The organism is Streptomyces sp. NPDC008163, from assembly GCF_042956885.1.
In the GTDB taxonomy this organism is placed as follows: domain Bacteria; phylum Actinomycetota; class Actinomycetes; order Streptomycetales; family Streptomycetaceae; genus Streptomyces; species Streptomyces drozdowiczii_A.
In genome coordinates, this window is the sequence record NZ_JBIBHG010000016.1 from 135,252 (window position 1) to 153,312 (window position 18,061).

Sequence of the window (18,061 nt, forward strand, 5' to 3'; positions counted from 1 at the left end):
GACAGCAACACCCCTTGCGACCGGATACCCTTTGACCAGACACGCGAGATCCCCACAACAGCACACGCGGCCGAGGAGTCACCCGGATGAGCACCACCCAGAGCGAGAGGCTGCGCGGGCTGGTCGAACCGCTCGTCAGCGCCGAGCAGCTGGAGCTGGAAGAGATCGAAGTCTCCCGGGCAGGCCGCCGCAGGGTGCTGCGGATCGTCGTGGATTCGGATGAGGGTGTCGAGCTCGACACCTGCGCGGAGCTGAGCCGCGCGATCTCCGCGAAGCTGGACGAGACCGATGTGATGGGCGAGGACGAATACGTCCTGGAGGTCAGTTCGCCCGGCGCCGACCGCCCGCTCTCGGAGCACCGCCATTACGTACGCAACACCGGGCGCCTCGCCAGGCTGACCCTGCGCGAGGGCGGCGAGCTGGTGGCCCGCATCCTCGCGGTGGACGAGGACGGTCTCGACCTGGAGGTGCCGGGCGTCAAGGGCCGCAAGCCCACCGCCCGCCGGATCGTCTTCGACGAGATCGCCAAGGCCCGCGTGGAGCTGGAATTCAACCGCAAGGACAAGAAGGAAGAGGAGGCGTAGCCGTGGACATCGACGTGAAGCTGCTGAAGGGCTTGGCGCAGGACAAGGAGATCCCGTTCGACGTCCTGGTCGAGGCGATCGAGTCGGCCCTCCTCATCGCGTATCACCGCACCGACGGCAGCCACCGCAGGGCGCGCGTGGAGCTGGACGAGCGCGGCCATGTGACGGTGTGGGCCAAGGAGGACCCGGCCGATCTGGAGGAGGGGCAGGAGCCCAAGGAGTTCGACGACACCCCGTCGGGCTTCGGACGGATCGCCGCGACCACCGCCAAGCAGGTCATCCTCCAGCGTCTGCGCGACGCCGAGGACGACCGCACGTTCGGCGAGTACGCGGGCCACGAGGGCGATGTCGTCACCGGCGTCGTGCAGCAGGGCAAGGACCCGAAGAACGTCCTGGTCGACATCGGCAAGCTGGAGGCCATCCTGCCGGTGCAGGAGCAGGTGCCCGGCGAGGAGTACACCCACGGCCTGCGGCTGCGCACGTACGTCGTGCGCGTCGCCAAGGGCGTGCGCGGTCCCTCCGTCACGCTGTCGCGGACCCACCCCAACCTGGTGAAGAAGCTCTTCGCGCTGGAGGTCCCGGAGATCGCCGACGGTTCCGTCGAGATCTGCGCGATCGCCCGCGAGGCCGGCCACCGCACCAAGATCGCGGTCCGCTCGACCCGCTCCGGCCTCAACGCCAAGGGCGCCTGCATCGGCCCGATGGGCGGACGGGTGCGCAATGTGATGGCCGAGCTGCACGGCGAGAAGATCGACATCGTGGACTGGTCGGACGACCCGGCCGAGATGGTCGCCAACGCGCTGTCGCCCGCACGGGTGAGCGAGGTGGAGGTCGTTGACCTCGGGGCCCGTTCCGCCCGGGTGACCGTGCCGGACTACCAGCTCTCCCTGGCGATCGGCAAGGAGGGGCAGAACGCCCGCCTGGCCGCCCGGCTCACCGGCTGGCGCATCGACATCCGCCCGGACACCGAGACCGACGCCGAGCGCGACGTCGCCGACCGCGAGCGCGCGGAGCGGGCCCGGGAGCGCTCGGACCGGCGCTGACGCGCCCCGGGCGGCGTCCAGGGAATAGATCACGTCGGCCGGTCGCTGAGATCACGACAACGTACGTTCGATTTTTGCCCCAAAGGGGTGAGGTCGGTGCGGGGAGGTAGACTTAACCGTGTCTGGCCGGACGCACGCCCGCGCTTGCCCTGAGCGAACCTGTGTGGGATGCCGGGAGCGGGCGGCCAAGAACGAGTTGCTGCGCATCGTCGCGGACGGGGACCACTGCGTCCCCGATCCTCGCGGTACGCTGCCCGGCCGGGGTGCGTACGTGCATCCCGTCCCCGACTGTCTGGACCTGGCGGTTCGCCGCCGGGCATTCCCCCGGGCCTTCAAGGCCAAGGGGCCGTTCGACCCGACCGCGGTACAGCGGTTCGTCGAGCGGGTGACACCGTAAGAAATGAACGGCACGGGTCCCCGTGCGGTCAGGTACCTCGCGAGTTGGAAGTAGGTCGAGATTGCGATGAGCACTCGATGAGTACGCGATGAGTACGCCCATGAAGTAGCGACGGTCCGGCGGTAACCCGGACCTAAAAGGAGCGAAGTGGCTAAGGTCCGGGTATACGAACTCGCCAAGGAGTTCGGTGTGGAGAGCAAGGTCGTCATGGCCAAGCTCCAAGAACTCGGTGAATTCGTCCGTTCGGCGTCCTCGACGATCGAGGCGCCGGTCGTGCGCAAGTTGACTGACGCACTGCAGGGGCCCGGCGGCAACGCCGGCAAGCCCGCTGCCAAGCCGGGCGCGCCCCGTAAGGCCGCCCCCGCCAAGCCCGCGGCGCCGTCTCCGGCCCCCGCGGCACGTCCCGCTGCCCCGAAGCCCGGCGCCCCGGCCCCCAAGCCGGCCGCCGCCGAGGCCCCGAGCAGCACCCCCTCCGCCCCGTCGGCGCCGGCCCCCGGCCCGCGTCCGGGCCCGAAGCCTGCGCCGAAGGCCCCGGTCACCCCGGTGCCCGCCGCGGAGTTCTCGGCCCCGGCCCCGGCCCAGCCGGCCGCGCCGCAGGCACCGCGCCCCACCGGCGCGACCCCCGGCCCCCGTCCCGCGCGTCCGGCCCCGGCCGGCCAGCGTGACGGCGGCCAGCGTGACGGTGGCCAGCGCGGCGGCGAGCGTCCCGCGCGCCCCGCCGGCCAGGGCGCCCCGCGCCCCGGCGCCCGTCCGGCCGGTCCCCGTCCGGGCAACAACCCGTTCACCTCCGGTGGCTCGACGGGCATGTCCCGTCCGCAGGCCCCCCGTCCCGGCGGCGCCCCGCGTCCCGGTGGCGGCCAGGAGCGCCCCGGCGCCCCGCGTCCGCAGGGCGGCCCCGGTGGCGCCCCGCGCCCGCAGGGCCAGGGTGGCGCGCCGCGTCCGACCCCGGGCGGCATGCCCCGGCCGCAGGCGCCCCGTCCGGGCGGCGGCCCCGGTGGTAACCGACCCAACCCGGGTATGATGCCGCAGCGTCCCGCTGCCGGCCCGCGTCCCGGTGGTGGCCCCGGCGGTGGCCGCGGTCCCGGCGGCGGCGGTCGTCCGGGCGGCGCAGGTCGTCCCGGTGGCGGCGGCTTCGCCGGTCGTCCGGCCGGTCCCGGCGGCGGTGGCGGCGGCTTCGCCGGCCGTCCCGGTGGCGGCGGCGGTGGCGGCGCGGGCCGTCCCGGCGGCGGCGGTGGCTTCGGCGGCCGTCCCGGCTTCGGTGGCCGTCCCGGCGGCCCCGGTGGCCGCGGTGGCACGCAGGGCGCCTTCGGCCGTCCCGGCGGTCCCGCGCGTCGTGGTCGCAAGTCGAAGCGGCAGAGGCGCCAGGAGTACGAGGCCATGCAGGCCCCGTCGGTCGGCGGCGTGATGCTGCCTCGCGGCAACGGACAGGCCGTCCGGCTGTCGCGCGGTGCCTCGCTCACCGACTTCGCCGAGAAGATCAACGCCAACCCGGCTTCGCTGGTCGGCGTCATGATGAACCTCGGCGAGATGGTCACCGCCACGCAGTCCGTCTCCGACGAGACGCTGAAGCTCCTCGCGGACGAGATGAACTTCGTCCTGGAGATCGTCAGCCCGGAGGAGGAGGACCGCGAGCTGCTCGAGTCCTTCGACATCGAGTTCGGCGAGGACGAGGGCGGCGACGAGGCCCTGCTGCCGCGTCCGCCGGTCGTGACCGTCATGGGTCACGTCGACCACGGTAAGACGCGACTCCTGGACGCGATCCGCAAGACGAACGTCATCGCGGGCGAGGCCGGCGGCATCACCCAGCACATCGGTGCCTACCAGGTCTCCGCCGACGTCAACGGCGAGGACCGCCGGATCACCTTCATCGACACCCCGGGTCACGAGGCGTTCACCGCCATGCGTGCCCGTGGTGCGAAGTCGACCGACATCGCGATCCTCGTGGTGGCGGCGAACGACGGTGTGATGCCCCAGACGATCGAGGCGCTGAACCACGCCAAGGCGGCCGACGTGCCGATCGTGGTCGCGGTCAACAAGATCGACGTCGAGGGCGCCGACCCGACCAAGGTGCGCGGTCAGCTCACCGAGTTCGGTCTGGTGGCCGAGGAGTACGGCGGCGACACCATGTTCGTCGACATCTCCGCCAAGCAGGGTCTGCACATCGACCAGCTGCTGGAGGCCGTCGTCCTCACCGCCGACGCCTCGCTCGACCTGCGGGCCAACCCGGAGCAGGACGCGCAGGGCATCGCGATCGAGTCCCACCTCGACCGCGGCCGCGGTGCCGTCGCGACCGTCCTGGTCCAGCGGGGCACCCTGCGGGTCGGCGACACGATGGTCGTCGGCGACGCCTACGGACGTGTCCGCGCGATGCTCGACGACAAGGGCGAGAACGTCGAGGAAGCGGGTCCTTCGACCCCCGTCCTCGTGCTGGGTCTCACCAACGTCCCGGGCGCCGGCGACAACTTCCTCGTCGTGGACGAGGACCGTACGGCCCGCCAGATCGCCGAGAAGCGTGCCGCTCGCGAGCGCAACGCCAACTTCGCCCGCAAGGGTGTCCGGTTCTCCCTGGAGAACCTGGACGAGGCGCTCAAGGCCGGTCTGGTCCAGGAGCTCAACCTCATCATCAAGGGCGACGCGTCCGGTTCGGTGGAGGCCCTCGAGTCCTCGCTGCTCCAGCTCGACGTCGGTGAAGAGGTCGACATCCGGGTCCTGCACCGCGGTGTGGGTGCGGTCACCGAGTCGGACATCGACCTGGCGACCGGCTCCGACGCCATCGTGATCGGCTTCAACGTGCGCGCCGCCGGGCGTGCGCAGCAGATGGCCGACCGCGAGGGTGTGGACGTCCGCTACTACTCGGTCATCTACCAGGCGATCGAGGAGATCGAGGCGGCCCTCAAGGGCATGCTCAAGCCGGAGTACGAAGAGGTCGAGCTGGGTACGGCGGAGATCCGCGAGATCTTCCGCTCGTCCAAGCTGGGCAACATCGCCGGTGTGCTCGTCCGGTCCGGCGAGGTCAAGCGCAACACCAAGGCGCGCCTGCTGCGCGACGGCAAGGTCGTCGCGGAGAACCTCACCATCTCCGGTCTGCGCCGCTTCAAGGACGACGTCACCGAGATCCGCGAAGGCTTCGAGGGCGGTATCAACCTCGGGAACTTCAACGACATCAAGATCGACGACGTCATCGCGACGTACGAGATGCGCGAGAAGCCGCGAGGCTGACCCGTACCTCAACAGTCGGGGCCGGTCGACGGGACCTATTTCCGTCGATCGGCCCCGGCCGTTCCGTGTACGGTTCTTGTGTCCCCGCCGATCATCGGCGGGGCGCGAACCCGAACCGGCGGGACATCCGGGCATACATGTATGTGGGGACACTGTCCTTCGACCTGCTTCTCGGCGACGTACGGTCGCTGAAGGAGAAGCGTTCCGTGGTCCGTCCGATCGTCGCCGAACTCCAGCGCAAATACGCGGTGAGCGCGGCGGAGACGGGCGATCAGGACCTCCATCGCAGGGCCGAGATCGGCCTCGCCGTGGTTTCCGGGGACACCCGGCACCTCACAGACGTACTCGACCGGTGCGAGCGCCTCGTCGCCGCCCGGCCGGAAGTGGAGCTGCTGTCCGTACGACGGCGGCTGCACAGCGACGAAGACGATTGAGCAAGGCGAGAAGGAGACGGACCAGTGGCCGACAACGCGCGGGCTAAGAAGCTGGCGGACCTCATCCAGGAGGTGGTCGCCGGGAAACTGCAGCGCGGCATCAAGGATCCGCGCCTCGGGACGCACGTGACCATCACGGACGTCCGGGTCACCGGTGACCTGCGGGAGGCCACGGTCTTCTACACGGTCTACGGGGACGACGAGGAGCGGGCGAGCGCTGCGGCCGGCCTGCAGAGCGCCAAGGGCATCCTGCGGTCCGCGGTCGGCTCGGCGGCGGGGACGAAGTTCACCCCGACGCTCACCTTCGTGGCCGACGCCCTCCCGGAGAACGCCCGGGCCATCGAGGACCTGCTCGACCGGGCGCGGGCCTCGGACGCCAAGGTGCGCGAGGCGTCCTCGGGCGCCACGTACGCCGGTGAGGCGGACCCGTACCGCAAGCCGGAGGACGAGGACACCGCCTCCGAATGACAACGCAGAACAGGACGCCGGACGGGCTTGTCATCGTCGACAAGCCGTCCGGCTTCACTTCGCACGACGTCGTCGCCAAGATGCGCGGCATCGCCCGCACCCGCCGCGTCGGCCACGCCGGGACCCTGGACCCGATGGCGACGGGCGTGCTCGTGCTCGGCGTCGAGAAGGCCACCAAGCTCCTCGGCCACCTCGCGCTGACCGAGAAGGAGTACCTGGGCACGATCCGGCTCGGCCAGAACACCGTCACGGACGACGCGGAGGGCGAGATCACCTCGTCCGCCGACGCCTCCGGGGTGACGCGCGAGGCGATCGACGCCGGGGTCGCCGCCCTGACCGGCGCCATCATGCAGGTGCCGTCCAAGGTCAGCGCCATCAAGATCGACGGCAAGCGGTCCTACGCGCGGGTGCGCGGCGGCGAGGAGTTCGAGATCCCGGCCCGGCCGGTGACCGTCTCGTCCTTCCGCGTCTACGACGTCCGCGAGGCCGTCGCCGAGGACGGTACGCCGGTGGTCGACCTGGTCGTCTCGGTGGTCTGCTCCTCGGGGACGTACATCCGGGCCATCGCCCGTGACCTGGGCGCCGGGCTCGGTGTGGGCGGCCATCTCACCGCCCTGCGGCGCACCCGCGTCGGCCCGTACGGTCTGGACGCCGCGCGCACGCTGGACCAGCACCAGGAGGAGCTGGCCGTGATGCCGGTGGCCGAGGCCGCCGCTTCGGCGTTCCCCCGCTGGGACGTGGACGAGAAGCGCGCGAAGCTGCTGCTGAACGGCGTACGCCTGGACATGCCCGCCCACCCGCCGGGGCCGGTCGCCGTCTTCGGGCCCGACGGGCGGTTCCTGGTGCTGGTCGAGGAGCAGAAGGGCAAGGCCAAGAGCCTCGCCGTCTTCGCCTGACCGGGCGCCGGCGCCTTGCCGGACCCTCATCGTGGAGCGGGCGGAGCCCCCTGCGCCCGCTCCACGATCCCCCACCCGTTCCTGTCCACCGAACGCCCCTGATTCACCCCAACGGGCAGGCGCTCGGAGTGAATCAGGGGGTGACGGGGGCGCTTTCGCCCGGAGTGGTCCGCGCGGGGATCTTCGGCGGCCTACCGTCTGACCATGGGATGCGGGGACCGGGCGACGCTGGTACGACTGTGCGATCCGGCCGGCCGGCCGCGAGGGACCGGCTTCGTCGCCGACGACCGGGGCACGGTCGTCACCAGCCACGAGGCGGTCGACGGCCTTCCGCACCTCCTGCTGCACGGCACGGGCGGCCGCAGCCACCGCGTCGAGGCCGCCGACATCACCGCCGTCCCCGAGTGGGACCTCGCCCTCCTGCCCACCGGCGGCCCCGACACCCTCGGCGTACGGGCGCTGCCCATGTGCGTACGGGAGCGCATCGACCCCGGTACGTATGTGACCGTCGCCGCGCACGGCCTGCGCGAGGCGCGCATCCTGGGCCGCACGCCGGTTACCTACACCAGCCGCGGCCGCACCCACCGGATCGACAAGGCCCTGGAACTGGCCCTGGGCACGGACGGCAGCGACGCGCTCCGGCTGGGCGGCGCGGCGGTCGGCGGGCCCGTGCTCGACCCGGACAGCGGAGCCGTCATCGCGGTCATCGGGCTCGCCCTGCGCGCCTCCCACGCCACCGCCGGCTGCGCGGCACCGCTGGCCGGGGCGCCCGCCGACGGGCCGCTGGGCGAGCTGCTGCGGCGCAACGCCGCGACCGTCCCCGGCTACGGCCCCGATCTCAACCTCGCCGGCGCCCTCCAGCTCACCGCCATGTCCGTCGGTTCGGCGGGCGGCCCGGGCGAGCGTCACGAGCCGGTGGAGCGGCCCGACGTCCGCGCCGAGGCCGAGGCGTTCGCGGCGGCCGGACCCTTCGCGGCGGCCGGACCCGACGCACCCGCCGTGGTCCTCGCCCTCGTCGGCGAGCCGGGCACCGGCCGCACCACCGAGCTCGCCGCCGTCGCCGCGCGCCGGGCGACCGGTCCGGTGCCCGCGCCCACGCTGTGGCTGCGCGGCGCCGACCTCCTCGCGGCCGACACCTCCGTCGCCGACGCCGTCGCGCGCACCCTCCAGCAGGCCGGGCGCATCGTCGGCGCCGCCGGGGCCCCGGGCGACATGGCGAGTGCCACACCCGAGCGGGTCGCCCGGCTGGCGGCGGGCTCCGGAGTGCCGCTGCTGGTCCTGCTGGACGCCCCGGAGGAGATGCCGCCCGTTCTGGCGCACCGGCTCGCCGACTGGACCACCGGCACCGTCGGCTGGCTCCGCGAGAACGGCGCCCGGCTCGTCGTGGGCTGCCGCCCCGAGCACTGGGAGACGGCCGGGGCGCTCTGCCCGCCCGACGCCCTGCACCGGCCCGCCAGGCCCGCCCGGCGGCTCCCTCCGGCGGTCCGCGTCACCGACTTCACCGCCGCCCAGGCCGAACGCGCCCGGAAAGCGCTCGGCCTCCCGCCCGACGCCCTCGCCGCCGGCCACGACCGCCACCCGCTGACCCTCCGGCTGCTCGCCGAGGTGCGCGAGGCTCTGCCGCCGGGCACCGCCGGGCGCCCCGGCACGGAGGAGGTCTTCGCCGCCCACCTGGACCTGATGTGCCTGCGCATCGCCGTCCGCATCGCCGCCGGGAGCCGCCCCGCGCCCACGGCGGTGCGCCGCCTGGCGGCCCGGGTGGCGGGACAGGTCCACGAGGCGGCCCGCCGCTGCCTCGGACCCGGCCAGGGCGAGCTGGACCGGGCCGCCTTCGAGGAGCTGTTCCCCTGGCGGACGGGGTGGGCCCCGGCGGTCCTCACCGAAGGGCTCCTCGTCCCGGCCGGCGCCGGCTACCGCTTCGCCCACGAAGAGGTGGGGGACTGGATCCAGAGCACGCACCTCGACCTGGACGCGGCCCTGCGGGCGCTGGTGCACCGGTGGCACGCGGAGCCGGCGGACGACGACGGCCGGGTGCCGCGCCCCCGCCGGGGCGAACAGGCCGGGGACCCGCTCACGACCGGGCCCCGCAGCCTGCCCGTGCCCCGGCACCGGATCGGCCCGGTGATCCAGGCCCTCCTGCTGCTGGCCCGCCGCCACGGCACGGCCGCCCTGGCCCACCGGCTGGCGGACCTCATCGAGGCGCTGGACCGGCTGCCGGAGGGGGCGGCCGACCGGCCCCTCTCCGACCCCCGTTGGTGGGCCGCCCGGCTGCTCGGCGAGACGCTGCTCCGGGCCCCCGACGCGCGGCCGTACCTCGGGGTGCTGCGGCTGCTCGCCGGGCGCGTCGTGCGCAGCTCCGGCGAGGAGGGCGGTGCGGGCGGGGCGTACGTCGAGTTCGGGCCCTGGTTCTGGCGGAAGCTGAGGCTGCCCGAGGCGGACCGGATGGACCTGTTCCGGCGGCTCGTGCCCGCCGACGGACCGCCCGGAACCGGGCGCGGCGAGGCACGGTTCCTGGACGCCGTCGACCGGCGGCTCGCCGACCGGCCCCGCAGCGTCATGCCCCTTCTGTGCGCCTGGTTCACGGACGACCGAGCGCTTGCCCCGGCCCCGGACGCCGTGGTGCGGCCGACCGTCGCCGCCGCCGCGCAGGCACTGCTCTACGCCCGCCGGGACCTCGCCGTGGACGACCTGGCCGACGCGCTCGTCTCCGCCGGGCACCCCCGGGCCGAGGAACTGCTCGCCGCGCTCGCCGAGGACGAGCCCGCCGCGCTCGGCCGGGCCGTCGAGCGGTGGGCCGGGGACGAGGAGCGGCGCGCGCGCCGGGTCGCCGCCGTCACGTACGCGACGCTCCTCGCCCCCCGTTCGACCCTGGACGCGGACCGCGACCGGGTGCGCCGGGCCGTGCTCGCGGTGCTGGCCCGCCCGGCCGACAGCGAGCTGCACGGACCGGTCCTCGCCCTGCTCGTCGCGGACCCCCGCACCCGGGCCCGCTATCTCCCGCAGGCCGTCCGGGCCTTCGTCGCCGAGGGGCCCCAGGACGTGCGCGTGCCCGCCGACGCGCTCGCCGCCGCCCTGCCCACGCACGCGGACATCGTGGTGACCGCCTACCGGGACCGGCTCGCGCGGCCGGACCAGGGCGCCGGCGAGGTGCTGCGGGCCCTGGCCGGGATCGACGCCCCGGAACTCGCGCTGCACGCCGCCGGGCTCGTACGCGCCTACGCCGAGGGCCACCCGGAGGACACGGCGCACACCGCCGCCTACCTCGACCGCCGCCTGGAGCGCGGGCCCGCCGCGCGCGCCCTGCTGCTGCCGCTGCTCACCGGGCTGCTCCGGGACCGCCCGGCGGCGGCGCCGGTCCGGGGGTCGCTGGCCGCGGTGCTCGCCTCGCCCGGCAGCCCCGGATCGCAGCCCACCCGCGACGAGCTCCTGGAGGTGCTGCTGGACGCCGAGCAGCGCGGCGGGACCCCCGACCCGGTGGTCCTGGAGGCCCTGCTGCGGGCCGCCGCGGCCGGATGCGCCGGGCGGTCACCGGTGCGCACCAGGGCGCTGCTGCACCGGACCGGGATGCTCCTCGTGCGTACCCCCGAAGGAGCCGCCCTGTTCGACCGGCGGCTCGTCGCGCTGGTCCGCGAGGTGCCCGGGTTCGGCGCACTGGTCGCGGGCTGGCTGGACGAGGCGCCGCAGGAGTGGGCGGCCGTCGTCGGGCCCAGCGCACGGCGCACGGTGGAGGCGCTGGAGGCTCCGACGACCATGCCGATGCGGGCCGCAGGGCGTGAGCATGGCAGTCTTAGACCTGCGTAATCGAGATATCCACGTACACAGGTTCGGGCGAGGAGCGGTCAGAGTGCAGCGCTGGCGAGGCTTGGAGGACATCCCCCAGGACTGGGGGCGCAGCGTCGTCACCATCGGCTCGTACGACGGGGTGCACCGGGGGCACCAGCTGATCATCGGCCGCGCCGTCGAGCGGGCCCGTGAGCTGGGCGTGCCCTCGGTCGTCGTGACTTTCGACCCGCACCCCAGCGAGGTCGTCCGGCCCGGCAGCCACCCCCCGCTGCTCGCCCCGCACCACCGGCGCGCCGAGCTGATGGCGGAGCTGGGTGTGGACGCGATGCTGATCCTGCCGTTCACCACGGAGTTCTCGCGGCTCGCCCCGGCGGACTTCATCGCGAAGGTGCTCGTGGACAAGCTGCACGCCCGGCTGGTCATCGAGGGCCCCAACTTCCGTTTCGGCCACAAGGCGGCGGGGAACGTCGAGCTGCTGGCCGAGCTGGGCGCCGAGCACGACTACCGCGTCGAGGTCATCGACCTGCGGGTGAGCGGCGCGGCGGGCGGCGGCGAGCCGTTCTCCTCCACCCTGACCCGGCGTCTGGTCGCCGAGGGCGATGTGGCCGGGGCCGCCGAGATCCTGGGCCGCCCGCACCGTGTCGAGGGCGTCGTCGTCCGGGGTGCGCAGCGCGGCCGCGAGCTCGGTTTCCCCACCGCGAACGTCGAGACCCTCCCGCACACCGCGATCCCCGCCGACGGCGTCTACGCGGGCTGGCTGCACGCGAACGGCGAGGCGATGCCCGCCGCGATCTCGGTCGGCACCAATCCGCAGTTCGACGGCACCGAGCGCACGGTGGAGGCGTACGCGATCGACCGCGTCGGCCTCGACCTGTACGGCCTGCACGTGGCTGTGGACTTCCTGGCGTACGTACGCGGCATGCTGAAGTTCGACACGATCGACGACCTGCTGGTGGCGATGGCCGCCGACGTGAAGCGGTGCAGCGAACTGGTCGCCGCCGCCGAGGCCGGACAGGACTGACCGCGGCGGGTTTCCCGGCCGGGCAGGCCGGGAAACCCGCCCCGCCCGTCAGGCGGTCGGCGCGGTGACCTTCGCCGTGGCCCAGTGGCACGCCACCTGCGTCTCCCCGCCGCCCGACAGGACCGGCAGGTCCTGCGTACGGCAGGCGTCCGCGACGCCCGCCCGCTCCGCCTCGCCCGAGGCCAGCACCTGGCAGCGGGCGTGGAAGCGGCAGCCGGACGGCACCCGGGACGGGTCCGGCGGCTCGCCCGTCAGCACCACCGGATCGCCCGGCGCCTCCGGCAGCACCGAAAGCAGCGCCTGGGTGTACGGATGGCGCGGGGCCGTCAGGATCTGCTCGACGGCACCCGTCTCCACGATGCGGCCCAGATACATCACCGCGACCCGGTCCGCGATGTTCCACGCCAGACCGAGATCATGCGTCACGACCAGCGCGGAGAGCCCCAGCTCCTCGCGCAGCCGCAGCAGCAGCGCCAGGATCTCGCCGCGCACCGACGCGTCCAGCGAGGCGACCGGCTCGTCCGCCACGATCAGCTCCGGCTCCAGGACCAGCGCCCCCGCGATCACGACGCGCTGGCGCTGACCGCCCGACAGCTCGTGCGGGTAGCGCAGGAAGAACCGCTCCGGCGGACGCAGCCCGGCCCGGGACAGCGCGTCGTGCACCGCCTGCCGCTCGTCGCCCGCGTAGCCGTGGATGCGCAGCCCTTCGGCCACCGCGTCGTACACCGTGTGGCGCGGGTTCAGCGAGCCGCTGGGGTCCTGGAGGACCAGCTGGGCGCGCTTGCGGTACGCCTTGAGCGACCGGCTCCCGTAGTCCAGCGGCTTCCCGTCGAACGTGACCTGACCGGCCGTCGGCGGGACCAGGCCCAGCAGCGAGCGGGCCAGCGTCGTCTTGCCGCATCCCGACTCGCCGACCAGGGCGACGATCTCGCCGGGCCGGATGTCCAGGTCGACCCCGTCCACCGCACGCGCCGGTTCGGCACCGTGCCGGCCGGGGAAGGTGATCCGGAGCCCCTGCGCGCTGAGCAGGTCCACGGGGGTCGTCGTCATGATGTGCTCCTTGCTTCCTCGGCGCCCGGCAGGACCGGCGCCGCCGCCCCCTCCGGACCCACCAGCACGCACGCGGCCTGCCGCCCCGGGCCCGCGTCCCGCAGCTCCTGGTCCTGCGTGGCGCAGGAGTCCAGGGCCAGGGCGCAGCGCGGGTGGAAGGTGCAGCCGGCCGGCAGCGCCGACGGGTCGGGCGGGTCGCCCGGCAGGCCCTGCGGCGCGAACCGGGACGTCGGGTCCCCGATGCGCGGGAAGGCGCCCGACAGGGCCCTGCTGTACGGGTGGTGCGCGCCCTCGTAGACCTCGGACGCGGGGCCCTCCTCCACGACCCGGCCCGCGTACATCACGGCGAGCCGGTCGCAGGTGTCGGACAGCACCGCGAGGTCGTGGCTGATCATGATCAGGCCGAGGTCCTGTTCGGAGACGAGCTGCTCGATCAGGCGCAGGATCTGGGCCTGGATCATCACGTCCAGGGCCGTCGTCGGCTCGTCGGCGATGATCAGGCCCGGGTCGCAGGCGAGCGCCATCGCGATCATCACGCGCTGCCGCTGCCCGCCGGACAGCTCGTGCGGATAGGCGTCCACCCGGGCGGCGGGCAGCCCCACCTGCTCCAGCAGCTCACCGGCGCGCTTGCGCGCGGCGGCCTGGGTGACCTTCTTGTGCAGCAGGATCGGCTCGGCGATCTGGTCCCCGATGCGGTGCACGGCGTTCAGCGAGTGCATCGCGCCCTGGAAGACGATCGAGGCGCCCGCCCAGCGGACGGCCCTGACCTGGCCCCACTTCATCGCGAGGACGTCCTCGCCGTTCAGCAGGATCTCGCCGGTCACCTTCGTGCCCGCGGGCAGCAGCCGCAGCAGGGCCAGCGCCAGTGTGGACTTGCCGCAGCCGGACTCCCCGGCGATGCCCAGCTTGCGCCCGGCCTCCACCTGGAGGTTCACGCCGCGGACGGCCTGCGCCCCGCCGGCGTACGTCACCGTCAGGTCGCGTACGTCCAGAAGAGGCGTCTTGCGGATGCTCGTCGTGCTCAACGGGCCACCCCCAGCTTGGGATTGAGGACGGACTCGATCGCGCGGCCGCACAGCGTGAACGCCAGGGCCACCAGGGCGATGGCGATGCCGGGCGGTGCCAGGTACCACCAGTCGCCGGCGCTCACCGCCCCGGCGGCGCGCGCGTCCTGGAGCATGCTGCCCCAGGAGGTGATGGTCGGGTCGCCGAGGCCGAGGAAGGCGAGGGTGGCCTCGCTCAGGATGGCGCTGGAGATGGCCAGCGTGGTCTGGGCGAGCACCAGCGGCATCACGTTCGGCAGGACGTGCCGGAGCATGATGTGGCCGTGCCCGCCGCCCAGCGCGCGGGCGCGCTCGATGTACGGGCGGGACTCCACGGCCAGGGTCTGCGCGCGGACCAGGCGGGCGGTGGTCGGCCAGGTCGTGACGCCGATCGCGATGATGATGGTCCACAGGGAGCGGTCCATCACCGAGGCGAGGGCGACCGCGAGGACCAGCGTCGGCATCACCAGGAACCAGTCGGTCACCCGCATCAGCACGGTCGAGTACCAGCCGCGGAAGTGACCCGCGACGATCCCCACGATCGTGCCGATGGCGACGCACAGGAACGCCGCGAGCAGCCCCACGGTCAGCGAGACGCGCGCGCCCCACACCAGGAGCGCGAGCACGCTGCGGCCGAACTGGTCGGTGCCGAGCGGGAATGCACCGCTCGGCGATTCGAGCGCGCCGCCGGACGCCTCGGTGACGCTCTCGGAGTCGGCACCGACGAGCTGGGGTGCGGCCAGGGCGATCAGCGCGATCACGATCAGGCCGGCCAGGCCCCACATGCCGCCCTTGTGACGGCGGTACTCCCGCCAGAAGCGGGCCGCGGACTCGCGTTTGCGGGCCCGGGCCAGGGCGCGGGAGCTCCGGACGGGCTCGGGCGGGGCCGACGCCGGGGTCGGCGTGGGCATGGAATCGGTCGTGGTCATCGGCCCACCCGGGGATCGAGCAGCGGATACAGCACATCGGCAAGGGTGTTCGCCAGGATCACCGCGGTGGCGAAGACGAAGAACAGGCCCTGGACGAGTGGCAGGTCGGGGGTGCTGAGGCCCTGGTAGAAGAGGGAGCCGAGGCCCGGCCAGGAGAACACGGTCTCGACCAGGATCTGCCCGGCGACCACATGCCCCAGGTTGACGAACATCAGCGTGAAGGTGGGCAGCATCGCGTTGGGCACGGCGTGCTTGCGGCGTACGACGTCGTCCCGCAGCCCCTTGGCACGGGCGGTCGTGAGGTAGTCGCTGCCCATCTCGTCCAGCAGCGAGGACCGCATGACCAGCAGCGTCTGCGCGTACCCGACCGCCACCAGCGTGATCACCGGGAGCACCATGTGATGCGCCACGTCGATGACGTAATCGAATCCGCTCGTGTCGCCCGACGACATCCCGCCCGTCGGGAACATGCCCGGGATCGGGCCGACGCCCACCGAGAAGATGATGATCAGGAGGAGCCCGAGCCAGAACGACGGTACGGAGTACAGCGTGAGGGCGAGCGCGGTGTGGAACCGGTCGCCGGCCGAGCCGTTGCGCCAGGCGGTACGGGTGCCGAGCCAGAGGCCGATGAGGCTGTAGAGGACGTAGGCGGTGCCGGTGAGCAGCAGCGTCGCCGGCAGCTTCTCGACGATCTTGTCGATGACCGGTGCGTGGTACGCGAAGGAGACACCGAAGTCGCCGGTGAGGGCGTCCCCGATGTAGCTGGTGAACTGCTGCCACATCGGCTGGTCGAGCCCGAGTTGGTGGCGCAGTGATTCCAGCTGTTCGGCCGATACGGGCCGGCCGCCCGTCATCTGCTTGACCGGGTCGCTCGGAATGAGCCGGAAGAGGAAGAAGCTGGTGACCAGAACCGCGAACAGCGAGACGACGGCGCCCGCGATCTTGGCGGCCACATATTTCAGATAGGCCGTGGTGTTGCGCGCCCGTGGACCGCGTGCGGCCGAGGGACCGGCCGGAGGGCCGTCCGTGGCCGCGTCCGCCTGTTGCACGAGCGCCGGAGTGCTGTCAGCTGTCATGGGGAACTCTCGTTACTCGTGTCGTTCCTGGAAAGAACCGGCCGGCGCGGGCCTGGTACCGCACCCGCGCCGGCCGGTTCCTCGCATCCCGTTCGAGAACCTACTCGCGATCGTCCGCGGTGGTGCGGCGGCGCCGCGAGATCAGGAACCCGCCACCTGCGAGGACCACGACCGCCACCACGATTCCGATGATCACACCGGTGGAGGAGCCGGAGCTGCCGCTGTCCGAGTCGCCGCTGCCGCTCGCCGGCACGGCCGACCACCAGCTCCAGTAGCCGTCCTGGCCGTAGATGTTGCCGGCCGCCTCGGGCATGGTCGTGATCGACTTGATCTGGTCGGTGCGGTACGCCTCGACCGCGTTCGGGTAGGCCATCACGTTCATGTACCCGGAGTCGTACAGCCACGACTGCATCTGCCCGACGAGCTCCGCGCGCTTCGCGGGGTCGTACTCGGCGAGCTGCTTCTTGTACAGCTCGTCGTACTTCTTGTCGCAGATGAAGTTGTCCGTGGTCGCGCTGGCCTTGGCCTTCGTCGGCAGGGCGGCGCAGGTGTGGATGCCGAGGACGAAGTCCGGGTCCGGGTTGACCGACCAGCCGTCGAAGGCGAGGTCGTACTCACCGGCGTACCAGGGCACGGAGACGTCGTCCAGGCAGTCGACCTTCAGCCCGATGCCGAGCTTGCCCCACCACTCCTTGAGGTACTTGCCGACCGCCTTGTCGTTCGGGTCGGTGGCGTGGCACAGGAGGCGCAGGTCGAGCGGCTTGCCGTCCTTGCCGACGCGCTGGTCGCCCTTGAGCTTGTACCCGGCCTCGTCCAGCAGCTTCGCCGCCTTGTCGGGGTCGTAGGTCAGCGCCTGGTCACCGGACGGCTCCCAGGCGTACGCCGAGAAGCGCGGCGGGATGTAGCCCTTGCCCTCGACGGCGTGGCCCTGGAAGACCTTGTCGATGATCGTCTCGCGGTCGACCGACAGGAACAGTGCCTGGCGCACCTTCTGGTCCAGCAGCGCCTTGTTGCCGTTGCCGAACTTCTTGCCGTCCTTGGTCTGCGCGCCGGGGTTGGTGGCCAGTGCGTAGAAGCGGCGGCCGGGACCCTCGTTGACCTTGATGTTCTTGTCGCCCTTGAGCGAGTTCGCCTGAGCGGGCGTCAGCGCGGGCGAACCGGCGACGAAGGAGACCTCACCCTTGCGCAGGGCGGCGACGGCTGCGTCCTGGTCCTTGTACGTCTTGAAGACCAGCTCGTCGAACTTGGGCGCCCCGCGCCAGAAGTCCTTGTTGGCCTTGAGCTTCACGTACTGGTCGACCTTGTAGTCCGTCAGGATGAACGGGCCGTTGCCGACGACGGGGAACTTCGTGTCGTTGTTGAACTTGGAGAAGTCCCCGACCTTCTCCCACACGTGCTTCGGCACTATCGGCACGTCGAGCGCGGCCATGGTGGCCTGCGGCTCCTTGAGCTCGATGACCAGCTTGGTGGGGCTCGGGGCCGTGACCTTCTTGAAGTTGGTGACGAAGCTGCCGTTGGCCTGCGCCGCGGCCTCGTCGTCCATCATCTTGTTGAACGTCCAGGCGGCGTCCTCGGCGGTCGCCTGCTGCCCGTCGGACCACTTCGAATCGGTCCGAATGGTGTACGTCCACGTCAGCTTGTCGGCGGAGGGCTCCCACTTGGTCGCCAGGCCGGGGATGGCGTGGTTGTCCTTGGCGTCGTAGTTCGTCAGGAAGTCGTACATGAGCCGCGAGACGCTGGTGCTCAGCAGCTTCTGGGCGAGGAACGGGCTCAGGGAGTCGACGCTCTGCGCGACCGCGACGGTGAGCGTCTTGTTGCCGCTGTCGGCGGCCTGCGCCTGCTGGGGCGCGGCCCCGAGGGGCATGCCCGGCACGACGGACCCGGCTGCGAGAGCGAGGGCGGCGGCACCGGAGGCCAGGAGCACACGCAGACGTGAGCGTGGCGGGGCGGAGGAGGACGGGACTCTTACGACCATGGTCTGGGACCTCGTGTCATGACTCGCACGGGAAAGGCGTGTTGAACTTCGGTTCGCCGGCTGGTGTTGCGAAGGTTTATCAGCGGGGGTCGAGCCACGTCAACGGTCGTCGAAACGGCGTGTGGTCTGCGGATATGCCAAAA

The 18,061-nt window shown here is 72.6% G+C and carries 14 protein-coding genes; 9 read left to right on the forward strand and 5 right to left on the reverse strand.

Annotated elements, in window-relative coordinates:
- Positions 1-86 precede the first annotated feature (86 nt).
- From rimP to ACFZAT_RS30020, 9 genes are all read left to right on the forward strand, one after another.
- Positions 87-584: a ribosome maturation factor RimP gene (gene rimP / locus ACFZAT_RS29980; protein WP_391268642.1), complete on the forward strand. Its 498-nt coding sequence runs from the start codon at positions 87-89 to the stop codon at positions 582-584.
- Positions 585-586: 2 nt separating this feature from the next.
- The gene (nusA, locus tag ACFZAT_RS29985) at positions 587-1,627 is read left to right on the forward strand and encodes a transcription termination factor NusA (RefSeq protein ID WP_018102330.1); all 1,041 of its coding nucleotides are present in this window, start codon (positions 587-589) and stop codon (positions 1,625-1,627) included.
- A 118-nt stretch (positions 1,628-1,745) separates the two neighbouring features.
- A complete protein-coding gene (locus ACFZAT_RS29990; protein WP_073963653.1) occupies positions 1,746-2,024 on the forward strand; it encodes a YlxR family protein in 279 nt (92 codons plus the stop codon).
- A gap of 147 nt (positions 2,025-2,171) precedes the next feature.
- Positions 2,172-5,243, forward strand: a complete 3,072-nt coding sequence (gene infB / locus ACFZAT_RS29995; RefSeq protein WP_391268643.1) for a translation initiation factor IF-2 — start codon at positions 2,172-2,174, stop codon at positions 5,241-5,243.
- Between the two features lie 137 nt (positions 5,244-5,380).
- Entirely contained in the window at positions 5,381-5,677 is a 297-nt protein-coding gene (locus ACFZAT_RS30000) for a DUF503 domain-containing protein (protein WP_073863182.1), read from the forward strand.
- A gap of 24 nt (positions 5,678-5,701) precedes the next feature.
- On the forward strand, positions 5,702-6,145 hold the full coding sequence (gene rbfA, locus ACFZAT_RS30005; protein WP_073963651.1) for a 30S ribosome-binding factor RbfA: 444 nt from the start codon (positions 5,702-5,704) through the stop codon (positions 6,143-6,145).
- Entirely contained in the window at positions 6,142-7,041 is a 900-nt protein-coding gene (gene truB / locus ACFZAT_RS30010; RefSeq protein WP_391268644.1) for a tRNA pseudouridine(55) synthase TruB, read from the forward strand. The genes rbfA and truB overlap by 4 nt, the downstream gene beginning before the upstream one ends.
- Before the next feature lie 204 nt (positions 7,042-7,245).
- Positions 7,246-10,842: a trypsin-like peptidase domain-containing protein gene (locus tag ACFZAT_RS30015; protein ID WP_391268645.1), complete on the forward strand. Its 3,597-nt coding sequence runs from the start codon at positions 7,246-7,248 to the stop codon at positions 10,840-10,842.
- 43 nt (positions 10,843-10,885) lie between these two features.
- Positions 10,886-11,845: a bifunctional riboflavin kinase/FAD synthetase gene (locus ACFZAT_RS30020; protein ID WP_391268646.1), complete on the forward strand. Its 960-nt coding sequence runs from the start codon at positions 10,886-10,888 to the stop codon at positions 11,843-11,845.
- Positions 11,846-11,893: 48 nt separating this feature from the next.
- On the opposite strand, the gene ACFZAT_RS30025 is transcribed toward ACFZAT_RS30020, so the two are convergent.
- The 5 genes from ACFZAT_RS30025 to ACFZAT_RS30045 form a co-directional block, all read right to left on the reverse strand.
- Positions 11,894-12,895: an oligopeptide/dipeptide ABC transporter ATP-binding protein gene (locus tag ACFZAT_RS30025; protein ID WP_391268647.1), complete on the reverse strand. Its 1,002-nt coding sequence runs from the start codon at positions 12,893-12,895 to the stop codon at positions 11,894-11,896.
- Positions 12,892-13,920, reverse strand: coding sequence for an oligopeptide/dipeptide ABC transporter ATP-binding protein (locus ACFZAT_RS30030; RefSeq protein WP_391268648.1), 1,029 nt, complete (start codon positions 13,918-13,920; stop codon positions 12,892-12,894). Before ACFZAT_RS30030 ends, ACFZAT_RS30025 begins: the two co-directional genes overlap by 4 nt.
- Positions 13,917-14,867, reverse strand: coding sequence for an ABC transporter permease subunit (locus ACFZAT_RS30035; RefSeq protein ID WP_391268649.1), 951 nt, complete (start codon positions 14,865-14,867; stop codon positions 13,917-13,919). The genes ACFZAT_RS30030 and ACFZAT_RS30035 overlap by 4 nt, the downstream gene beginning before the upstream one ends.
- The gene (locus tag ACFZAT_RS30040) at positions 14,864-15,943 is read right to left on the reverse strand and encodes an ABC transporter permease subunit (RefSeq protein WP_391268650.1); all 1,080 of its coding nucleotides are present in this window, start codon (positions 15,941-15,943) and stop codon (positions 14,864-14,866) included. The genes ACFZAT_RS30035 and ACFZAT_RS30040 overlap by 4 nt, the downstream gene beginning before the upstream one ends.
- A gap of 100 nt (positions 15,944-16,043) precedes the next feature.
- Positions 16,044-17,918 (reverse strand): ABC transporter substrate-binding protein, encoded by a 1,875-nt coding sequence (locus ACFZAT_RS30045; protein ID WP_391268651.1) that lies wholly within the window; start codon positions 17,916-17,918, stop codon positions 16,044-16,046.
- Positions 17,919-18,061 lie beyond the last annotated feature (143 nt).

Excerpts from the sequence above, each read along its gene's own strand:
- rimP (WP_391268642.1), top strand. The coding sequence starts at position 87 with ATGAGCACCACCCAGAGCGAGAGGCTGCGCGGGCTGGTCGAACCGCTC.
- ACFZAT_RS30000 (WP_073863182.1), top strand. The coding sequence starts at position 5,381 with ATGTATGTGGGGACACTGTCCTTCGACCTGCTTCTCGGCGACGTACGG.
- truB (WP_391268644.1), top strand. The coding sequence starts at position 6,142 with ATGACAACGCAGAACAGGACGCCGGACGGGCTTGTCATCGTCGACAAG.
- ACFZAT_RS30015 (WP_391268645.1), top strand. The coding sequence starts at position 7,246 with ATGGGATGCGGGGACCGGGCGACGCTGGTACGACTGTGCGATCCGGCC.
- ACFZAT_RS30025 (WP_391268647.1), bottom strand. The coding sequence starts at position 12,895 with ATGACGACGACCCCCGTGGACCTGCTCAGCGCGCAGGGGCTCCGGATC.
- ACFZAT_RS30035 (WP_391268649.1), bottom strand. The coding sequence starts at position 14,867 with ATGACCACGACCGATTCCATGCCCACGCCGACCCCGGCGTCGGCCCCG.
- ACFZAT_RS30040 (WP_391268650.1), bottom strand. The coding sequence starts at position 15,943 with ATGACAGCTGACAGCACTCCGGCGCTCGTGCAACAGGCGGACGCGGCC.
- ACFZAT_RS30045 (WP_391268651.1), bottom strand. The coding sequence starts at position 17,918 with ATGGTCGTAAGAGTCCCGTCCTCCTCCGCCCCGCCACGCTCACGTCTG.